14 protein-coding genes are annotated in these 14870 nt (G+C 70.6%); 12 read left to right on the top strand and 2 right to left on the bottom strand.

Annotated elements, in window-relative coordinates; genetic code table 11:
• The first annotated feature begins 24 nt into the window (after nt 1-24).
• Together ftsH and folE are read left to right on the top strand one after the other, a co-directional pair.
• Nucleotides 25-2028 carry an ATP-dependent zinc metalloprotease FtsH gene (ftsH, locus tag HN013_RS14260; RefSeq protein WP_171166603.1) on the top strand — a complete coding sequence of 668 codons (2004 nt, stop codon included), beginning with the start codon at nt 25-27 and terminating at the stop codon, nt 2026-2028.
• Between the two features lie 171 nt (nt 2029-2199).
• Complete coding sequence (gene folE / locus HN013_RS14255) at nt 2200-2808, top strand: GTP cyclohydrolase I FolE (RefSeq protein WP_171166500.1); 609 nt, start codon at nt 2200-2202, stop codon at nt 2806-2808.
• A 60-nt stretch (nt 2809-2868) separates the two neighbouring features.
• Here folE and HN013_RS14250 read toward each other — a convergent pair whose 3' ends face one another.
• Nucleotides 2869-3981 (bottom strand): esterase family protein, encoded by a 1113-nt coding sequence (locus tag HN013_RS14250; protein ID WP_171166499.1) that lies wholly within the window; start codon nt 3979-3981, stop codon nt 2869-2871.
• A gap of 171 nt (nt 3982-4152) precedes the next feature.
• On the opposite strand from HN013_RS14250, the gene HN013_RS14245 reads away from it, so the two are divergent.
• The 6 genes from HN013_RS14245 to HN013_RS14220 all read left to right on the top strand — a co-directional run bounded on the left by HN013_RS14245 (nt 4153) and on the right by HN013_RS14220 (nt 9374).
• The gene (locus HN013_RS14245; protein ID WP_171166498.1) at nt 4153-6006 is read left to right on the top strand and encodes a phosphatidylglycerol lysyltransferase domain-containing protein; all 1854 of its coding nucleotides are present in this window, start codon (nt 4153-4155) and stop codon (nt 6004-6006) included.
• Between the two features lie 108 nt (nt 6007-6114).
• The gene (gene folP / locus HN013_RS14240) at nt 6115-6996 is read left to right on the top strand and encodes a dihydropteroate synthase (protein WP_171166497.1); all 882 of its coding nucleotides are present in this window, start codon (nt 6115-6117) and stop codon (nt 6994-6996) included.
• Nucleotides 6993-7502 (top strand): nuclear transport factor 2 family protein, encoded by a 510-nt coding sequence (locus tag HN013_RS14235; RefSeq protein WP_171166496.1) that lies wholly within the window; start codon nt 6993-6995, stop codon nt 7500-7502. The genes folP and HN013_RS14235 overlap by 4 nt, the downstream gene beginning before the upstream one ends.
• A 374-nt stretch (nt 7503-7876) precedes the next feature.
• Nucleotides 7877-8245, top strand: a complete 369-nt coding sequence (gene folB, locus HN013_RS14230; RefSeq protein WP_171166495.1) for a dihydroneopterin aldolase — start codon at nt 7877-7879, stop codon at nt 8243-8245.
• Nucleotides 8242-8835 (top strand): 2-amino-4-hydroxy-6-hydroxymethyldihydropteridine diphosphokinase, encoded by a 594-nt coding sequence (folK, locus tag HN013_RS14225; protein ID WP_171166494.1) that lies wholly within the window; start codon nt 8242-8244, stop codon nt 8833-8835. The genes folB and folK overlap by 4 nt, the downstream gene beginning before the upstream one ends.
• A 50-nt stretch (nt 8836-8885) precedes the next feature.
• Nucleotides 8886-9374 (top strand): DUF3180 domain-containing protein, encoded by a 489-nt coding sequence (locus tag HN013_RS14220; RefSeq protein WP_171166493.1) that lies wholly within the window; start codon nt 8886-8888, stop codon nt 9372-9374.
• A 147-nt stretch (nt 9375-9521) separates the two neighbouring features.
• Here HN013_RS14220 and HN013_RS14215 read toward each other — a convergent pair whose 3' ends face one another.
• Nucleotides 9522-10691 (bottom strand): ABC transporter ATP-binding protein, encoded by a 1170-nt coding sequence (locus HN013_RS14215; RefSeq protein ID WP_171166492.1) that lies wholly within the window; start codon nt 10689-10691, stop codon nt 9522-9524.
• Nucleotides 10692-10830: 139 nt separating this feature from the next.
• Between HN013_RS14215 and HN013_RS14210 the strand changes: the two genes are divergently transcribed.
• The 4 genes from HN013_RS14210 (at nt 10831) to HN013_RS14195 (ending at nt 14734) form a co-directional block, all read left to right on the top strand.
• The gene (locus HN013_RS14210) at nt 10831-11568 is read left to right on the top strand and encodes an ABC transporter permease (RefSeq protein ID WP_171166491.1); all 738 of its coding nucleotides are present in this window, start codon (nt 10831-10833) and stop codon (nt 11566-11568) included.
• Nucleotides 11568-12299: an ABC transporter permease gene (locus tag HN013_RS14205; RefSeq protein ID WP_171166490.1), complete on the top strand. Its 732-nt coding sequence runs from the start codon at nt 11568-11570 to the stop codon at nt 12297-12299. Before HN013_RS14210 ends, HN013_RS14205 begins: the two co-directional genes overlap by 1 nt.
• A gap of 130 nt (nt 12300-12429) precedes the next feature.
• Nucleotides 12430-13416: an ABC transporter substrate-binding protein gene (locus HN013_RS14200; protein WP_171166489.1), complete on the top strand. Its 987-nt coding sequence runs from the start codon at nt 12430-12432 to the stop codon at nt 13414-13416.
• A gap of 187 nt (nt 13417-13603) precedes the next feature.
• Nucleotides 13604-14734: a hypothetical protein gene (locus HN013_RS14195; protein ID WP_171166488.1), complete on the top strand. Its 1131-nt coding sequence runs from the start codon at nt 13604-13606 to the stop codon at nt 14732-14734.
• Nucleotides 14735-14870: the final 136 nt, after the last annotated feature.

The following is a 14870-nucleotide window of genomic DNA, read 5'->3' as shown; positions in this document are numbered from 1 at the left end:
ACGGGGCGCTCGCGCCCCGTATGGATGGACGTGAAGCGCTACTTCCGTGGGCCGGTCATGTGGATCGTGCTGGCCGTCCTCGCCGTGGTCGTGTTGATGCAGGTCGTCGGCTCGTCCGGCGGTTACAAGTCGGTGGACACCAGTCAGGTCGTCGCGGCGATCCGCGACAACAAGGTGAAATCGGCCGAGCTGACCACGGGCGACGAAAACAAGATCAAGGTCGAGCTCAAGAACGACCAGAAGATCAAGGGCAGCAGTAAGGTCCAGGCGAACTACATCGGCGACCAGGGCGTCCAGCTGTCCGCGATGCTCCAGAAGGCGGTCGACCAGAAGAACAAGGACGTCCTGCCCGAGGGCTACAACGTGGCGACGTCCAAGCAGAACCCCTTCATCGGGGTGCTGCTGTCCTTGCTGCCCTTCGTCCTCATCGTCGTGGTCTTCCTGTTCCTGATGAATCAGATGCAGGGCGGCGGCTCCCGGGTGATGAACTTCGGGAAGTCCAAGGCCAAGCTGATCACCAAGGACACGCCGAAGACCACCTTCGCCGACGTGGCCGGGTCCGACGAGGCCGTCGAGGAGCTCCACGAGATCAAGGAGTTCCTCCAGGAGCCCGCCAAGTTCCAGGCCGTCGGCGCCAAGATCCCCAAGGGTGTGCTGCTCTACGGCCCGCCCGGAACCGGCAAGACGCTGCTGGCGCGCGCCGTCGCGGGCGAGGCGGGGGTCCCGTTCTACTCGATCTCCGGCTCGGACTTCGTCGAGATGTTCGTCGGTGTCGGTGCCTCCCGGGTCCGTGACCTGTTCGAGCAGGCCAAGGCCAACGCCCCGGCCATCGTCTTCGTCGACGAGATCGACGCCGTCGGCCGGCACCGCGGCGCGGGCCTCGGCGGCGGTCACGACGAGCGCGAGCAGACGCTCAACCAGCTGCTCGTCGAGATGGACGGCTTCGACGTCAAGGGCGGCGTGATCCTGATCGCGGCCACCAACCGGCCGGACATCCTCGACCCGGCGCTGCTGCGCCCGGGCCGGTTCGACCGGCAGATCGCCGTGGACCGTCCGGACATGCAGGGCCGCCTGGAGATCCTCAAGGTTCACCAGAAGGGCAAGCCGGTCGCCCCGGACGTCGACCTCTCGGCCGTCGCCCGTCGCACCCCCGGCTTCACCGGTGCCGATCTCTCCAATGTGCTGAACGAGGCCGCCCTGCTGACGGCCCGCAGCGACAAGAAGCTGATCGACAACCACATGCTGGACGAGGCGATCGACCGCGTCGTGGCCGGACCGCAGAAGCGGACCCGGATCATGAGCGACAAGGAGAAGAAGATCACCGCGTACCACGAGGGCGGTCACGCCCTGGTCGCGGCGGCTTCCCCGAACTCCGACCCGGTGCACAAGATCACCATCCTGTCCCGGGGCCGCGCGCTCGGCTACACCATGGTGCTGCCGGACGAGGACAAGTACTCGACCACGCGCAACGAGATGCTCGACCAGCTGGCCTACATGCTGGGCGGCCGGGCGGCCGAGGAGCTGGTCTTCCACGACCCGACCACGGGCGCCGCGAACGACATCGAGAAGGCCACGGCCACGGCCCGCGCGATGGTCACCCAGTACGGCATGACCGAGCGGCTCGGCGCGATCAAGTTCGGCTCCGACAACTCCGAGCCCTTCCTGGGCCGTGAGATGGCGCACCAGCGGGACTACTCAGAAGAGGTCGCCGCGCTGGTCGACGAAGAGGTCAAGAAGCTCATCGAGACCGCGCACAACGAGGCGTGGGAGATCCTGGTCGAGAACCGCGACGTCCTCGACAACCTGGTTCTGGCGCTCCTGGAGAAGGAGACGCTGAACAAGGAGGAGATCGCCGAGATCTTCAAGCACATCGTGAAGCGCCCGGCCCGCCCGGCCTGGACCGGCTCCTCACGGCGTACGCCCTCCAGCCGCCCGCCGGTGCTCTCCCCCAAGGAGCTCGCCCCGAGCAACAACGGCGTCACCGCCGTGGACTCGGTGGAGCTCCCGGAGGACATCCGCCCGGAGTGATCCGGTCGGGCCCGGAATGGATGCCGCGTCACCCAGGTTTTAGCCTGGTGGCGCGGCATCGCGCATTTGTGCGCGCGATGGGGGCTTCCCTTCCCTGCCGGTCTTTTCCGGATCATGAACGGGGAAAGGGCCGCCGCACCGCGCGTACGCACGAGAGGACGAGGCAACTCCATGATCGATCCGGTGACCCTGGACGGCGAGCGTCCGGTCGGGCCCTTCGACGAGAAGCGGGCCGAGCAGGCCGTTCGCGAACTGCTCATCGCCGTCGGCGAGGACCCGGACCGTGAGGGCCTGCGCGAGACCCCGGCGCGGGTCGCCCGCGCGTACAAGGAGATATTCGCGGGCCTCCGGCAGGAGGCGGCGGACGTGCTGACCACGACCTTCGACCTCGGGCACGACGAGATGGTGCTGGTCAGGGATATCGAGGTGTACAGCACCTGCGAGCACCACCTGGTGCCCTTCCACGGGGTGGCGCACATCGGCTACATCCCCGCGACCAACGGGAAGATCACGGGCCTGTCGAAGCTGGCCCGGCTGGTGGACGTCTACGCGCGGCGGCCGCAGGTCCAGGAGCGGATGACCACGCAGGTCGCGGACTCGCTGATGGAGATCCTGGAGGCGCGGGGCGTCGTCGTGGTCATCGAGTGCGAGCACATGTGCATGTCGATGCGGGGCATCCGGAAGCCCGGGGCGAAGACGATCACGTCCGCGGTACGGGGCCAGCTGCGCGATCCGGCGTCGCGCGCGGAGGCGATGAGCCTCATCATGTCCGGACGCTGACCGTCCGGGCGCCGGGACGCGTCATGGCCGCCCGCTGACCGACGGGCGGCCCGCCTCGGGTCAGGCGCTGAGGCGGCTGCCCATCCACTGCAGGGTGCCGGGGATCTCACGGCGCCAGGTGTTGAAGTTGTGACCGCCGCTCTCCAGGACCATCGAGGAGACCCGGGTGGGGTGCTTGGCGGCGAGGTCGATGAACTTCATCGTGTCCTTGTAGTTGTGCTCGCCCTGCTTGCTGGTGGTGACCAGCATCGAGATCTTGGGCAGCGGCTTGTGCTTCAGCCGCCAGATCAGGTTGTTCTCCTGCTCCAGCTTCTTGCTGCCGCCGAAGAGGGAACCGGTCGTCGGGTCCTGCGGGGCCTTGTAGTAGCCGGAGAGCGAGGCGGCGGCGCCGTACGCCTCCGGGTGGCGCATGGCGAGCTTGAGCGCGCAGTAGCCGCCGGTCGAGTCGCCGATCATGCCCCAGTTGGCGGCCTTGTCGCCGATCCGGTACTGCTGCGACAGCGCCTTGCGCAGGTCCTTGGTGAAGAAGGTCTCGGTCTGGGGGCCGTCGGGTATATCCATGCACTCCGTGTCCCGGGGCGGGGCGACGGTCGGCCGCATCATCACCAGGATGGTGGGCTGCATCTTCTTTTCCTTGGCCAGTTTGTGCGCCGTCTGCGGGTAGTGCAGGCCCTTGATCAGCGCCTCGGCGGTGCCCGGGTAGCCGGTCAGCACGACGGAGGCCGGAAAGGTGCGCTTGGCGAACTCGGGCTGGAAGTACTCCGGCGGCAGATAGACGTAGGCCGGGCTGGCGATCCTCGACTCGGGCCCCTGGATGTTCACCTTCTCGATCCGGCCGGCGACCCGCGGCACCGAGGCACGGGCGACGTTCACCTGCTGGGTCCCGACGACCTGGATCCGCCGGTCGGCCGCGCTGTGGTCCACGACGACACCCTGGTCCTGCTCCTGGCCGAAGAGGTCGGCCCAGGAGGCGTAGAAACCGAAGGAGAAGTTCGCGTAGAGACCGATCGCGGCGAACAGGGAGAGCTGGGTGACGAGCAGCATGCCGATCCGGCCCAGAATGGAGCCCACGCTCCGCTTGCCGAGCCGCGGCCAGAGCCAGACGGTCAGTGCGAACAGCACTACCGCCAGCACGGCGGCCAGCAGCAGAACTGTTTTGCTGGTGAGACCCATGAGGTGCTTTCTGCCGAGCGACCCGGCGGCCGGGTCGCGGAATGGTTACTTCTATCCGGGCCCGCCGCCGGCGGAACCTCCGCCCCGAAACCGTCGTCCTACAGGGCGCACATTGTCCGGAGCGGTACGGCCAGATGCCGTATGCCCACTCGACATGGACGACGGGAAGAGATGTCTGTCAGGGAAGATGGCAAAAGGTCCGATGGGGTTCCTTCGGGTCCGAAGTGGCTGTCGGTGCTTGCGCGCATGGCCAAGGGACCCCGGCCGGAGCGTGTTCCCGCCGTCGTGGGCACGGTCGCGGCGGTCATCGGCCTGATGGACATCGCGGCCGGCGTCATCCCACGGTTCCGCTTCAGCCGGATCCACACGCTGGCCGAGGTACTGCCCGGCGCCGTCACCCAGCTGGCCGCCGCCGCCTCCATCGTCGTCGGCATCCTGCTGCTGATGCTCGCCCACGGCCTCAAGCGCGCGAAGTCACGTGCCTGGTGGGCCGCCGTCGTCGTGCTGCCGGTCGGTGCCGCCGCGCACCTGATCTACCGCCACTCCATCCCCGGCGCGATCTTCTCGCTGCTGCTCTTCGCCTACCTGGTGCGGCACCGGAACGCGTTCACCGCGCTGCCCGACCCGCGCAGCCGGTGGAAGGCGGTGGCCAACTTCATCCTCATGGGCGGGGCCAGCTTCGCCCTCGGCTGGGTGATCGTCGGCTCGCACCCGGACCAGATGGTCGGCGACCCGCCGGTGCTGGAGCAGATGGAGCACGTCCTCTGGGGTCTGTTCGGCTTCGAGGGCTCGATCCGCTACACCGGCGGCGTCGACTACATCGTCGGCTACTCCCTCGGCGCCCTCGGCCTGCTGACCGTCGCCACCACGGCGTTCCTCGCCTTCCGGCCGGAGTACCCGGCGGCCGTCCTCACCGAGGAGGACGAGGACCGGCTGCGCGAGCTGCTCGCCAAGCACGGCGACCGCGACTCGCTGGGCCACTTCGCGCTCCGCCGCGACAAGAGCGTCGTCTTCTCCCCGTCCGGCAAGGCCGCCGTCTCCTACCGCGTGGTCTCCGGTGTGATGCTGGCCAGCGGCGACCCCATCGGTGACGTCGAGGCGTGGCCCGGCGCCATCGAGAAGTTCATGGAGCTCGCCAAGCGCCACTCCTGGACCCCCGCCGTCAACGGGTGCAGCGAGACCGGCGGTGAGGTCTGGACCCGCGAGACCGGCCTGGACGCCCTGGAGATGGGCGACGAGGCCATCGTCGAGGTCGCCGACTTCAGCCTCAGCGGCCGGGCCATGCGCAACGTCCGCCAGATGGTCAAGCGCATCGAGCGCAACGGCTACACCACCAAGGTGCGTCGCGTCGGCGACCTGGACCCCGAGGAGCTCGCGGTCGTCCAGAAGGCCGCCAACGCCTGGCGCGACACCGAGGAGGAGCGCGGCTTCTCCATGGCGCTGGGCCGCATCGGCGACCCGAAGGACCTGGACGCCATCATCGCCACCGCCCACAAGGACCCGGAGGAGGGCGAGACGGCCCCGTTCGGCGACCTCAAGGCCATGCAGCACTACGTGCCGTGGGGCAAGGACGGCAGCTCGCTGGAGCTCATGCGCCGCGACCGCAGCGCCGACCCGGGCATGAACGAGCTGCTGATCGTCGCCTTCCTCCAGGCGGCGCCCGACCTGAAGATCAAGCGCCTGTCGCTGAACTTCGCGTTCTTCCGTTCGGCCCTGGAGCGCGGCAGCAAGCTGGGCGCGGGACCGGTGGTCCGTATCCAGCGCGGGGTGCTGGTCTTCCTGTCGCGCTGGTTCCAGATCGAGTCGCTGTACAAGTTCAACGAGAAGTTCCGGCCGCGCTGGGAGCCGCGCTTCATCGTCTTCCCGAACAGCCGTGACCTGCCGCGCATCGGCTTCGCGATGATGCAGGCGGAGGGCTTCCTGGAACTGCCGCGGCTGCTGCGCCGCCGCCCTGCGCCGCCCAAGCCGAGCTTCGTCGACGACGACGCGGCGGTGGAGCAGACGGAGGTCACGCGCGCCGCGTGAGCCCCGCCCGGCACTGCGGAAAGCCCTTCCCGGAACCGTTTCCGGGGAGGGCTTTCGCCGTGTCGGCCGGTCGTCGGCGTCCCGGGCCCACGGCCTACGCTGGTGGGCATGAGTACCTTGCACGGTCGTATCGGGCCCGTCGGCCTGCCGCAGTGGGACCGCTGTGCGGTGATGGGCGTGGTCAATGTGACGCCCGATTCGTTCTCGGACGGCGGTCGGTGGTTCGACACCGATGAGGCCGTCAAGCGGGGTCTGGACCTCGTCGCCGGCGGCGCCGACCTGGTCGACGTGGGCGGCGAGTCCACCCGGCCGGGGGCCCTGCGGGTGGACGAGGCCGAGGAGCGGCGCCGGGTGGTCCCGGTCGTCCGCGAGCTGGCCGGGGAGGGCGTCGTGGTCTCGGTGGACACGATGCGCGCCTCGGTCGCGGAGGCGGCCCTGGAGGCCGGTGCGGGGATGGTCAACGACGTGAGCGGCGGGCTCGCCGACCCGGCGATGGTGCCGATGGTGGCACAGGCCCGGGTGCCGTTCGTGGTGATGCACTGGCGCGGCTTCAGCGAGGACATGAACAGCCGGGCGGTCTACGACGACGTGGTCGGCGAGGTGATCGGCGAGCTGCGGCAGCGGGTGGACGCCGTGGTCGCGGGCGGGATCGAGCCGGACCGGCTGGTGATCGACCCCGGTCTGGGCTTCGCCAAGAACGCCGGGCACGACCTGGCCCTGGTCGCCCGGCTGGACCGGCTGCGGGCGGAGCTGGAGCTCCCGCTGCTGGTCGCCGCGTCCCGCAAGCGCTTCCTCGGCCGGGTGCTGGCCGCGCCCGACGGCGCCCCGCCGCCGGCCAGGGAACGGGACGCGGCCACGGCCGCCGTCTCGGTGCTGGCGGCGCGCGAGGGCGCGTGGGCGGTGCGGGTGCACGAGGTGGGCGCGAGCGCGGACGCGGTCCGCGTCGTGAGCGCCGTCGCCCGGGCCGGAGCCCCCGAGGGGGCGGTGTGAGCTCGGCGCGGACGGACGCCGAGCGGGTCGAGCTCGCCAACACGGCGCTCTACGAGGCCGTGGAGCGCGGCGACACCGAGGCGCTGCAGCGGATGTGGCTGGACGACCCCGGTACCGAGGTGTCGTGCGTGCACCCCGGCTGGCCGGTGCTGCGCGGCCGGGGCGAGGTGCTCCGCTCGTACGCGCTGATCATGGCGAGCACCGACTACATCCAGTTCTTCCTGACCGACGTCGAGGTGTCGGTGGGTGGTGACACGGCCCTGGTGACCTGCACCGAGAACATCCTCAGCGGGGCGCCGGCGGAGGCGGAGGGCGAGCTGGGCCCCCTGGTCGGGCAGTTGGTCGTGGCGACCAATGTGTTCCGCCGGGCGGGATCGGAGTGGAAGGTGTGGTCCCACCACGGCTCGCCGGTGCTGGCGGGCCGGGAGGACGAGGAGTACGGGGAGCACGAGGAGGGCCCGGAGGACCTGGACGGCGGGCCGGGGCCGGTCGGGCCGCTGGGCTGAGCACGGGTGCGCAGGGCCGAGGACGGGCGGGCGGGGCTGAGGACGGGCGCTCGGGGGGCTGAGGACGGGCGCTCGGGGCGTCACCGCCCTGCGTCAGTGTGATGGATCTGTGGCCACTCGTTCGAGGTGCTTCCTCGGCGGGTATGGGTGCTCATACGCCGGCCGGGGAACGCGGCGGACGCCGGTGACCTGCATCACAGCCGTTCCCGGGCCGGGGCACCCGTGGCCGGACGCTGTCGGTGCTCGCAGGTAGATTCGACGTTGGGTATCCCGGTCGAAGGCCGGGGACGGGTGACGTACCGGCCGCCGCCGGAGGTCCCTCCCCCCGTGGCCGCGAGGGCGCGGGAGGTACCCGTCACCGACGACCAGCAGGAGTGATTCGTGTGGACCGTGTCGCGCTGCGCGGCCTGAAGGCTCGCGGGCACCATGGGGTCTTCCCCCGAGAACGCGAAGAAGGCCAGACCTTCGTCGTGGATCTCGTGCTGGGCCTGGACACCCGGCCCGCCGCGGCCGACGACGACCTCACGAAGACCGTGCACTACGGCATCGTGGCCGAGGAGGCCGTCGGCATCGTGCAGGGCGAGCCCGTCGACCTCATCGAGACCCTTGCCGAGCGGATCGCCGAGCAGTGCCTGAAGCACGACGCCGTGCAGGAGGTCGAGGTGGTCGTGCACAAGCCGGACGCCCCGATCACCGTGCCCTTCGACGATGTGACGATCACGATTACCCGGAGCCGAGTATGAGCAGCAGCGACCCGACCGTGCAGCCGGTGCCCGCCTCCGTGGTGGAGCAGGTGGACGCGGCCGATGTGACCCTGAGCAACCCCCAGTGGGCCGTGCTGTCGCTCGGCAGCAACCTGGGCAACCGCCTGGAGACGCTCCAGGGCGCCATCGACGCCCTGGAGGACACGCCCGGCCTGCGGGTGAAGGCGGTCTCCCCGGTCTACGAGACGGAGCCCTGGGGCGTCGACCCCGGCTCCCAGCCGACGTACTTCAACGCGGTGGTGCTGGTGAAGACCACGCTGCCGCCGGCCTCCCTGCTGGAGCGCGGCCACGCCATCGAGGAGGCGTTCGAGCGCGTGCGCGACGAGCGCTGGGGGCCGCGGACGATCGACGTGGACATCGTCACCTATCAGGACGTGATCTCCGACGATCCGCTGCTGACGCTGCCGCATCCGCGCGCGCACGAGCGTGCCTTCGTGCTGGTTCCGTGGTACGACGTGGACCCGGAGGCCGTTGTTCCGGGACGCGGACCGGTCGCCGACCTGCTGGCCGGGATCGTCCGTGAGGGCGTGCGGCCGCGGGTGGACCTGGAACTCAGGCTGCCCGAGTAGCCGTTGGGCGAGATACGTACGGATGACGACGACGAGGGGCTGACGGCTCGGTGAAGCAACTTCGGATCGGGGTGCTGCTCGGCCTGTTCTTCGCGGCCGGGGTGCTGTCCTGGGCGGGTGCCCGGCTCTGGGACGCCTTCGGCACGCTGCCGAGCGTGCCGGTCGCGGCGCCGATCGTGCTGGCCGTCATCGCCGTCGTCCTCTTCGCGACGGCGATCTCGCTCCGCGCCCGGCTCCGCGCCCAGCGCGAGCGGCGCCCCGGAGCCAAGGGCGTCGACCCGCTGCTGGCGGCCCGTGCCGTGGTCTTCGGCCAGGCGAGCGCCCTGGTGGCGGCGCTGGTGTCCGGCGCGTACGGCGGGGTCGGTGTCTTCCTGCTGCTGGACGGCATGGAGACCGACGCCCGGCGGGAGCAGACGATCTACGCGGGGGCCTCGGTGCTGGCCGGGGCGTGCGTGGTGGCCGCCGCGTTCTTCATGGAGCGGGTGTGCAAGCTGCCGGAGGACGAGGACGAGGGGCCGGGCGAGGGGAAGCCGGCGTAGGGCGCTGCCGCTCCGCCGGCGGACAGGGCTTTTTGTACCGGATGGCCGAACGGGCCGTCCGGTGTTGGCGGGGGTGACGGGAGGCGGGGCGAGCCGCATCCGGCCCGCCCGGTCCGCTCCGTGGTCACCGCCGCCGCGTCCCGTAGCTCACCGCCGCGACACCGTCCGCAGGTCGATGTCGGCCCGCTCCGCCCCCTGCGCGTCCGCCCCGATCGACCGCCTCAGCGCCTCGTGCAGACCCGCGGGGGTGAGGACGCCGAGGAAGTGGTCGGAGCCGTCGCCGTCGAGCACCGCGATCCACCCCGCGTCGTGCTGCAGCATCGTGCTGAACGCCTGCTTCAGCGGCGCCCCCACGGGCAGCCACGCGTCCATGCGCCGGGCGTGGTCCCGCACGGTCCCGTCGGTCGCGTGGAGGATCGCGTCCGCCGCCACCCAGCCGTGCAGCTTCTCGCCGTCGTCCAGGACGACGGCCCAGTCCGCGCCTTCCCTGGCGAGCCGGCTGGTGGCCGTTCCCACCGGGTCGTCCAGATGGACGACGGGGGGCTGTTCGAGGTCGCCGCGTTCGATCGGGGTGACGGAGAGCCGCTTCAGGCCCCGGTCGGCGCCGACGAAATCGGCGACGTACGGGGTGGCGGGGGCGCCGAGCACCGCCGAGGGCGCGTCCAACTGTTCGATGCGGCCATGGCCGTAGACCGCGATGCGGTCGCCGAGGCGGACGGCTTCCTCGATGTCATGGGTGACGAAGAGCACGGTCTTGCGCACCTGTGACTGAAGTCGCAGGAATTCGTTCTGCAGGCGCTCACGGACGACCGGGTCGACCGCTCCGAACGGTTCGTCCATCAGCAGGACCGGCGGGTCGGCGGCGAGGGCCCGGGCGACGCCGACGCGCTGGCGCTGACCGCCGGAGAGCTGGTCGGGGTAGCGGTCGCCGTGCAGGGCGGGGTCGAGGCCGACGAGTTCCAGCAGCTCGGCCGCGCGGTCGCGGGCCTTCTTCCGCTGCCAGCCCAGCAGGTGCGGGACGGTCGCGGTGTTCTCGAGGACGGTCTTGTGCGGGAACAGCCCGACCTGCTGGATCACATAGCCGATGCGCCGCCGCAGGGCGACCGGGTCCGTCTCCGCGATGTCCTGCCCGTCCAGCAGGATCCGGCCCTCGGTCGGCTCGATCAGCCGGTTCACCATCTTCATCGTGGTGGTCTTGCCGCAGCCGGACGGCCCGACGAGCGTGACCAGCTCGCCCTCCGCCACTTCGAAGGACAGGTCGTCCACGGCGGTCGTGCCATCGGCGTAGCGCTTGGTGACGTGCTCGAATCGGATCACGCCCCCCATTGTTGCCACATCCTCCGCTGTCGTGACGTCCTGGCGCCCCGGCTGTGCGACGGCCCACAGGCGATTGTCAGTGGTGGGCGTTAGGGTCGCCAGTAACCGTCGGTGAAGGCCAAGGGGGAGGTGAGCGCGCATGGCGGGGCAGGGCGGCAATTGCCTGATCGACAACGACTGGATCTGTGGCGAGTATGTGCGGACGCGGAGCCATGAACTGGTCGACGCGACCGTTCAGCACATCGGCATCACGCTGGCGTCCGTCGGCATAGGGCTGATCATCGCGTTCCCGCTGGCGCTGGCCGCGCGCCGCTGGCGGGGTGTCGCGGGCCCGGTGCTCGGGCTGACCACGGTGCTCTACACGATCCCGTCCCTGGCGATGTTCTCGCTGCTCGTGCCGGTCTTCGGGCTCTCGGCGGCCGTCGTGGTCACCGGCCTGGTGCTGTACTCGCTGACGATCCTCGTGCGGAACATCCTGGCCGGGCTGGCCGCCGTGCCGGAGGAGGCCCGGGAGGCCGCGCGCGGCATGGGCTACGGGCCGGTGCGGCTGCTGTTCGGGGTGGAGCTGCCGCTCGCCCTGCCCGCGGTGATGGCGGGCGTGCGGATCGCCACCGTGTCGACGGTCTCGCTGACCACCGTCGGCGCGCTCACGGGCTACGGAGGCCTGGGCAATCTGATCTACGAGGGCCTGCACAGCATCTTCAAGGCCCAGGTCCTCACGGCGTCGGTGCTGTGCGTGCTGCTGGCCGTGGTGGCTGACGTGCTGCTGCTGGGGCTCCAGCGCCTGCTGACGCCCTGGACCCGCGGGGCGCGGCGGCAGCGGGGGGCGAGGCGGACGCGCGCGGTGCGTGAGGAACGGAAGAGGGCGGTGGCCTGATGGACGTCGTCTCCAGGACCTGGACCTGGCTCTCCACCGGATCGCACTGGTCCGGGGCGGACGGGGTGTGGCACCGGCTCGCCGAGCACCTCCAGCTGACCGTGGTCTGCCTGGTCCTCTCCTGCGCCATCGCCCTGCCCCTCGCGATCGTGCTCGGCCACACCGGCCGGGGCGGCGCGCTGGCCGTCAACCTGTCCAACGCGGGGCGCGCGGTGCCCACCTTCGCGGTACTGGTCCTGCTGACCCTGGGCCCGCTGGGTACGTACGACTCATGGCCCACCGTCATCGCCCTCGTGCTCTTCGCGATACCCCCGCTGCTGACCAACGCCTACGTGGGCATGCGGGAGGTGGACCGCGACGTCGTCGAGGCCGCGCGCGGCATGGGGATGTCGGGCCGCCAGGTCATCGGCCGGGTCGAACTCCCGCTGGCCATGCCGCTGGTGATGACCGGCGTGCGGTCCGCCGCCGTGCAGGTCGTGGCCACCGTCTCCATCGCCGCGATGGTCGGCGGCGGCGGGCTGGGCCGGATCATCACGGCGGGCTTCCGGCTCACCGACACCCCGCAGGTGGTGGCCGGGGCCCTGCTGGTCGCCGCGCTCGCGCTCGTGGTGGAGGGGGCGTTCGTGGCGCTGGAGCGCTGGATGAGCCGGCAGCGGCGCCGCAGGGCCCGGGCCGGACGGATACCCGACGCGCCCGCCGAGGCGCTTCCCGCCGCGGGCAGCGCCGCCTGAGCCGGGTCGTGAATGCCCACGGCAGATGTGTAGTTGACGCATCGTCAGTTGATGCAACGTCATACCCGAGGACGTCCGCGCCGCCGGACCGGTGGGAGCCGGACGTCCGACGACATGGATGGAGTGCCGCATGACCAGCACCACCCCGCGCCGCGCGCGGGCAGTCCGCGCCGCGTTCGCGGCGGCAGGAGCCGCCGCCCTGACGGTGGGCCTGGCCGCGTGCGGCGGTGACAGCCTGGAGAAGTCCGGAGACGGCGACGGCGGGGCCAGTGCGTCGGGCCGCGGATCGCTGGTGATCGGGTCCGCCTCGTTCACCGAGTCGAAGGTGCTCGCGGAAATATACGCGGGCCTGTTGAAGGACGCCGGATATTCCACGTCGATCAAGACCGTGGACGCGCGTGAGCTGTATGAACCGGCACTGGAGAAGGGGCAGATCGATGTCGTCCCCGAGTATGCGGCGACGCTCGCGGAATTCCTGAACAAGAAGCAGAACGGGAAGGACGCCCCCCAGGTCGCCTCCGCCGACCCGGACACCACGCTGAAGGCCCTGCGGAAACTCGCCGAACCGCGGGGACTGAAGGTGCTCGACGCCGGCCGCGCCGTGGACCAGAACGCCTTCGCCGTCTCGGCGGAGTTCGCGAAGAAACACCAGCTCAAGACGCTTTCGGACCTGGGTGCGTCGAAGGAGCCGGTCAAGCTGGCGGCCGGTGACGAGTGCACCCAGCGGCCCTTCTGCAAGCCGGGTCTGGAGAAGACCTACGGCATCCGCGTCACGGGCATAGACCCGTTGGAGGTCGGCAGCACCCAGGCCAAGCAGGCGGTCAGGAACGGCAAGGACCAGATGGTCCTCACCACGACCACGGACGCCACGCTGGAACAGTTCGGTCTCGTCGTGCTCAAGGACGACAAGAAGCTGCAGAACTCCGACAACGTGCTGCCGGTGGTGAATGCGCGGAAGGCGGGTTCGCAGCAGGTCGTGGATGCGCTCGCCAAACTCAACAAGGTGTTGACCACGGAAGATCTCACCGAACTCAACAAGAAGGTGGACGCCGAGCGGCTCAAGCCGGCGGATGTGGCCGCGCAGTACCTCAAGGACAAGCGTCTGCTGAGCAAGTAGGGGTCGGTAGGGAAGAAGTAAGATCAAGGGAACGGTTTGGTGGTGGAGTCACACTTTCGCCGCAACGCACGGTAAGTTTCTGGCCATGCCACGAGGACGCCACCGCCATTCCACATCCCTGCACCGGCTTCTTCCCTCTTCGCTGATCGCCGCGACATCAGTCGCCTGCGCGGCCGGGGCCTGGACGGTGGACGAATCACTTGTCATACGCGGGCTCGCCGCGGGTGCCGCCGCGGCGGCCGTCGTCGGCTCGGTGCTGATGCGCCGTTGGGACCGGTCGGCGGGCAAGCGGGTGGCCCAGCTCACCGCCGCCCGCGTGCGCGACGAGTGGAAGACCGACGAGCGCCTCGCCGAGCTGGAGACGGACCTGGAGGACACCCGCCAGGCCCGCGCCCGGCTGGAGATCAAGCTCCGCGGCAAGCGCGCCGAGCTGGCGCGGCTCCGCACCGAACACGCCGACCTGCTGCGCCGCTACGCCACCGCCGAGACCGAGCGGGCCAGTGCGCTGGAGGGGCGGCGTCTGCTGGAGACGTCGCGCGGCGAGCTCGCGGAGCTTGCCGCGCTCGCCGAGCGCGACGAGAAGAGTGAGAAGGCCGGGGTGCCCAAGGCGGCCCGGGCGCTGGAGTCCGCCATGCACGCCCGCTCGGTGGTGCAGGCCCGTGCTGAGGGACGGGTCGGCGCGACCGCGTTCCGCCGGGCGGCGGACGCTCTGCGGGATCTTGAGCGGAACGGTGCCGCGCAGCGGGAGGCGGGGGAGCGGGCCTCGGCTGAGCAGCGCGCCTCGGCTGAGGAGTCCTCGGCCGTGGAGACCCCGGCCGTTCCCGCGGCGTCCGATGCGCCCGTGGTGCCGGCTGCGGCTGCCGCGTGGGCGGCGGCGCCGGTTGTTCCTGAGCCTGCGGCGTTGGCGCCGGCTGTGTTCGAGCCTGTTGAGAGCATGACGGCGGAGGCCACGGAGGCCACGGAGGCCGTGGAGGCCGTGGAGGCCGTGGAGGCCGTGGAGAATCGCGAGCCGGAGGTGCGTCCGGAGGCGGCTGTTGCCGTGCGTGAGGCGCGTCCTGTGGTTCCCGCGCCGGTGGCGGATGCCCGGCCTGCCATGCCGGTGCGGCGGCCTTCTCCGCCTGTGAAGCGGACTACCGGGGGGTTTGACTTCTTCGGGACGCAGCATGGTGCGAAGCAGGCCGCTGCCGCGGCGAAGGCGGCTGTGGAGGGGCAGGATCTTGCTGATGTGGTGGGCGAGGAGGCGCTGGCTGTCATTGATCTGACGGCTCATGACGAGACGGAGCAGATCGATGTAGCGGAGCTGCGGGACGCGATCTGAGTGCTCTGGGGAGGGGTGCCCCGGTCCCTCCCTTTCACCGTTTCTGCGGGGAGGGCCCCGCGCCCCCTGAAACCGCGCTCCGCGCGGTTGTCCTCAAACGCCGGACGGGCTATTCAGCCCGTTGGGGGTGCCCCCT

It is taken from the genome of Streptomyces sp. I05A-00742 (assembly GCF_013055795.1).
Lineage (GTDB): Bacteria > Actinomycetota > Actinomycetes > Streptomycetales > Streptomycetaceae > Streptomyces.
This window is presented reverse-complemented; position numbering and strand designations above follow the sequence as displayed.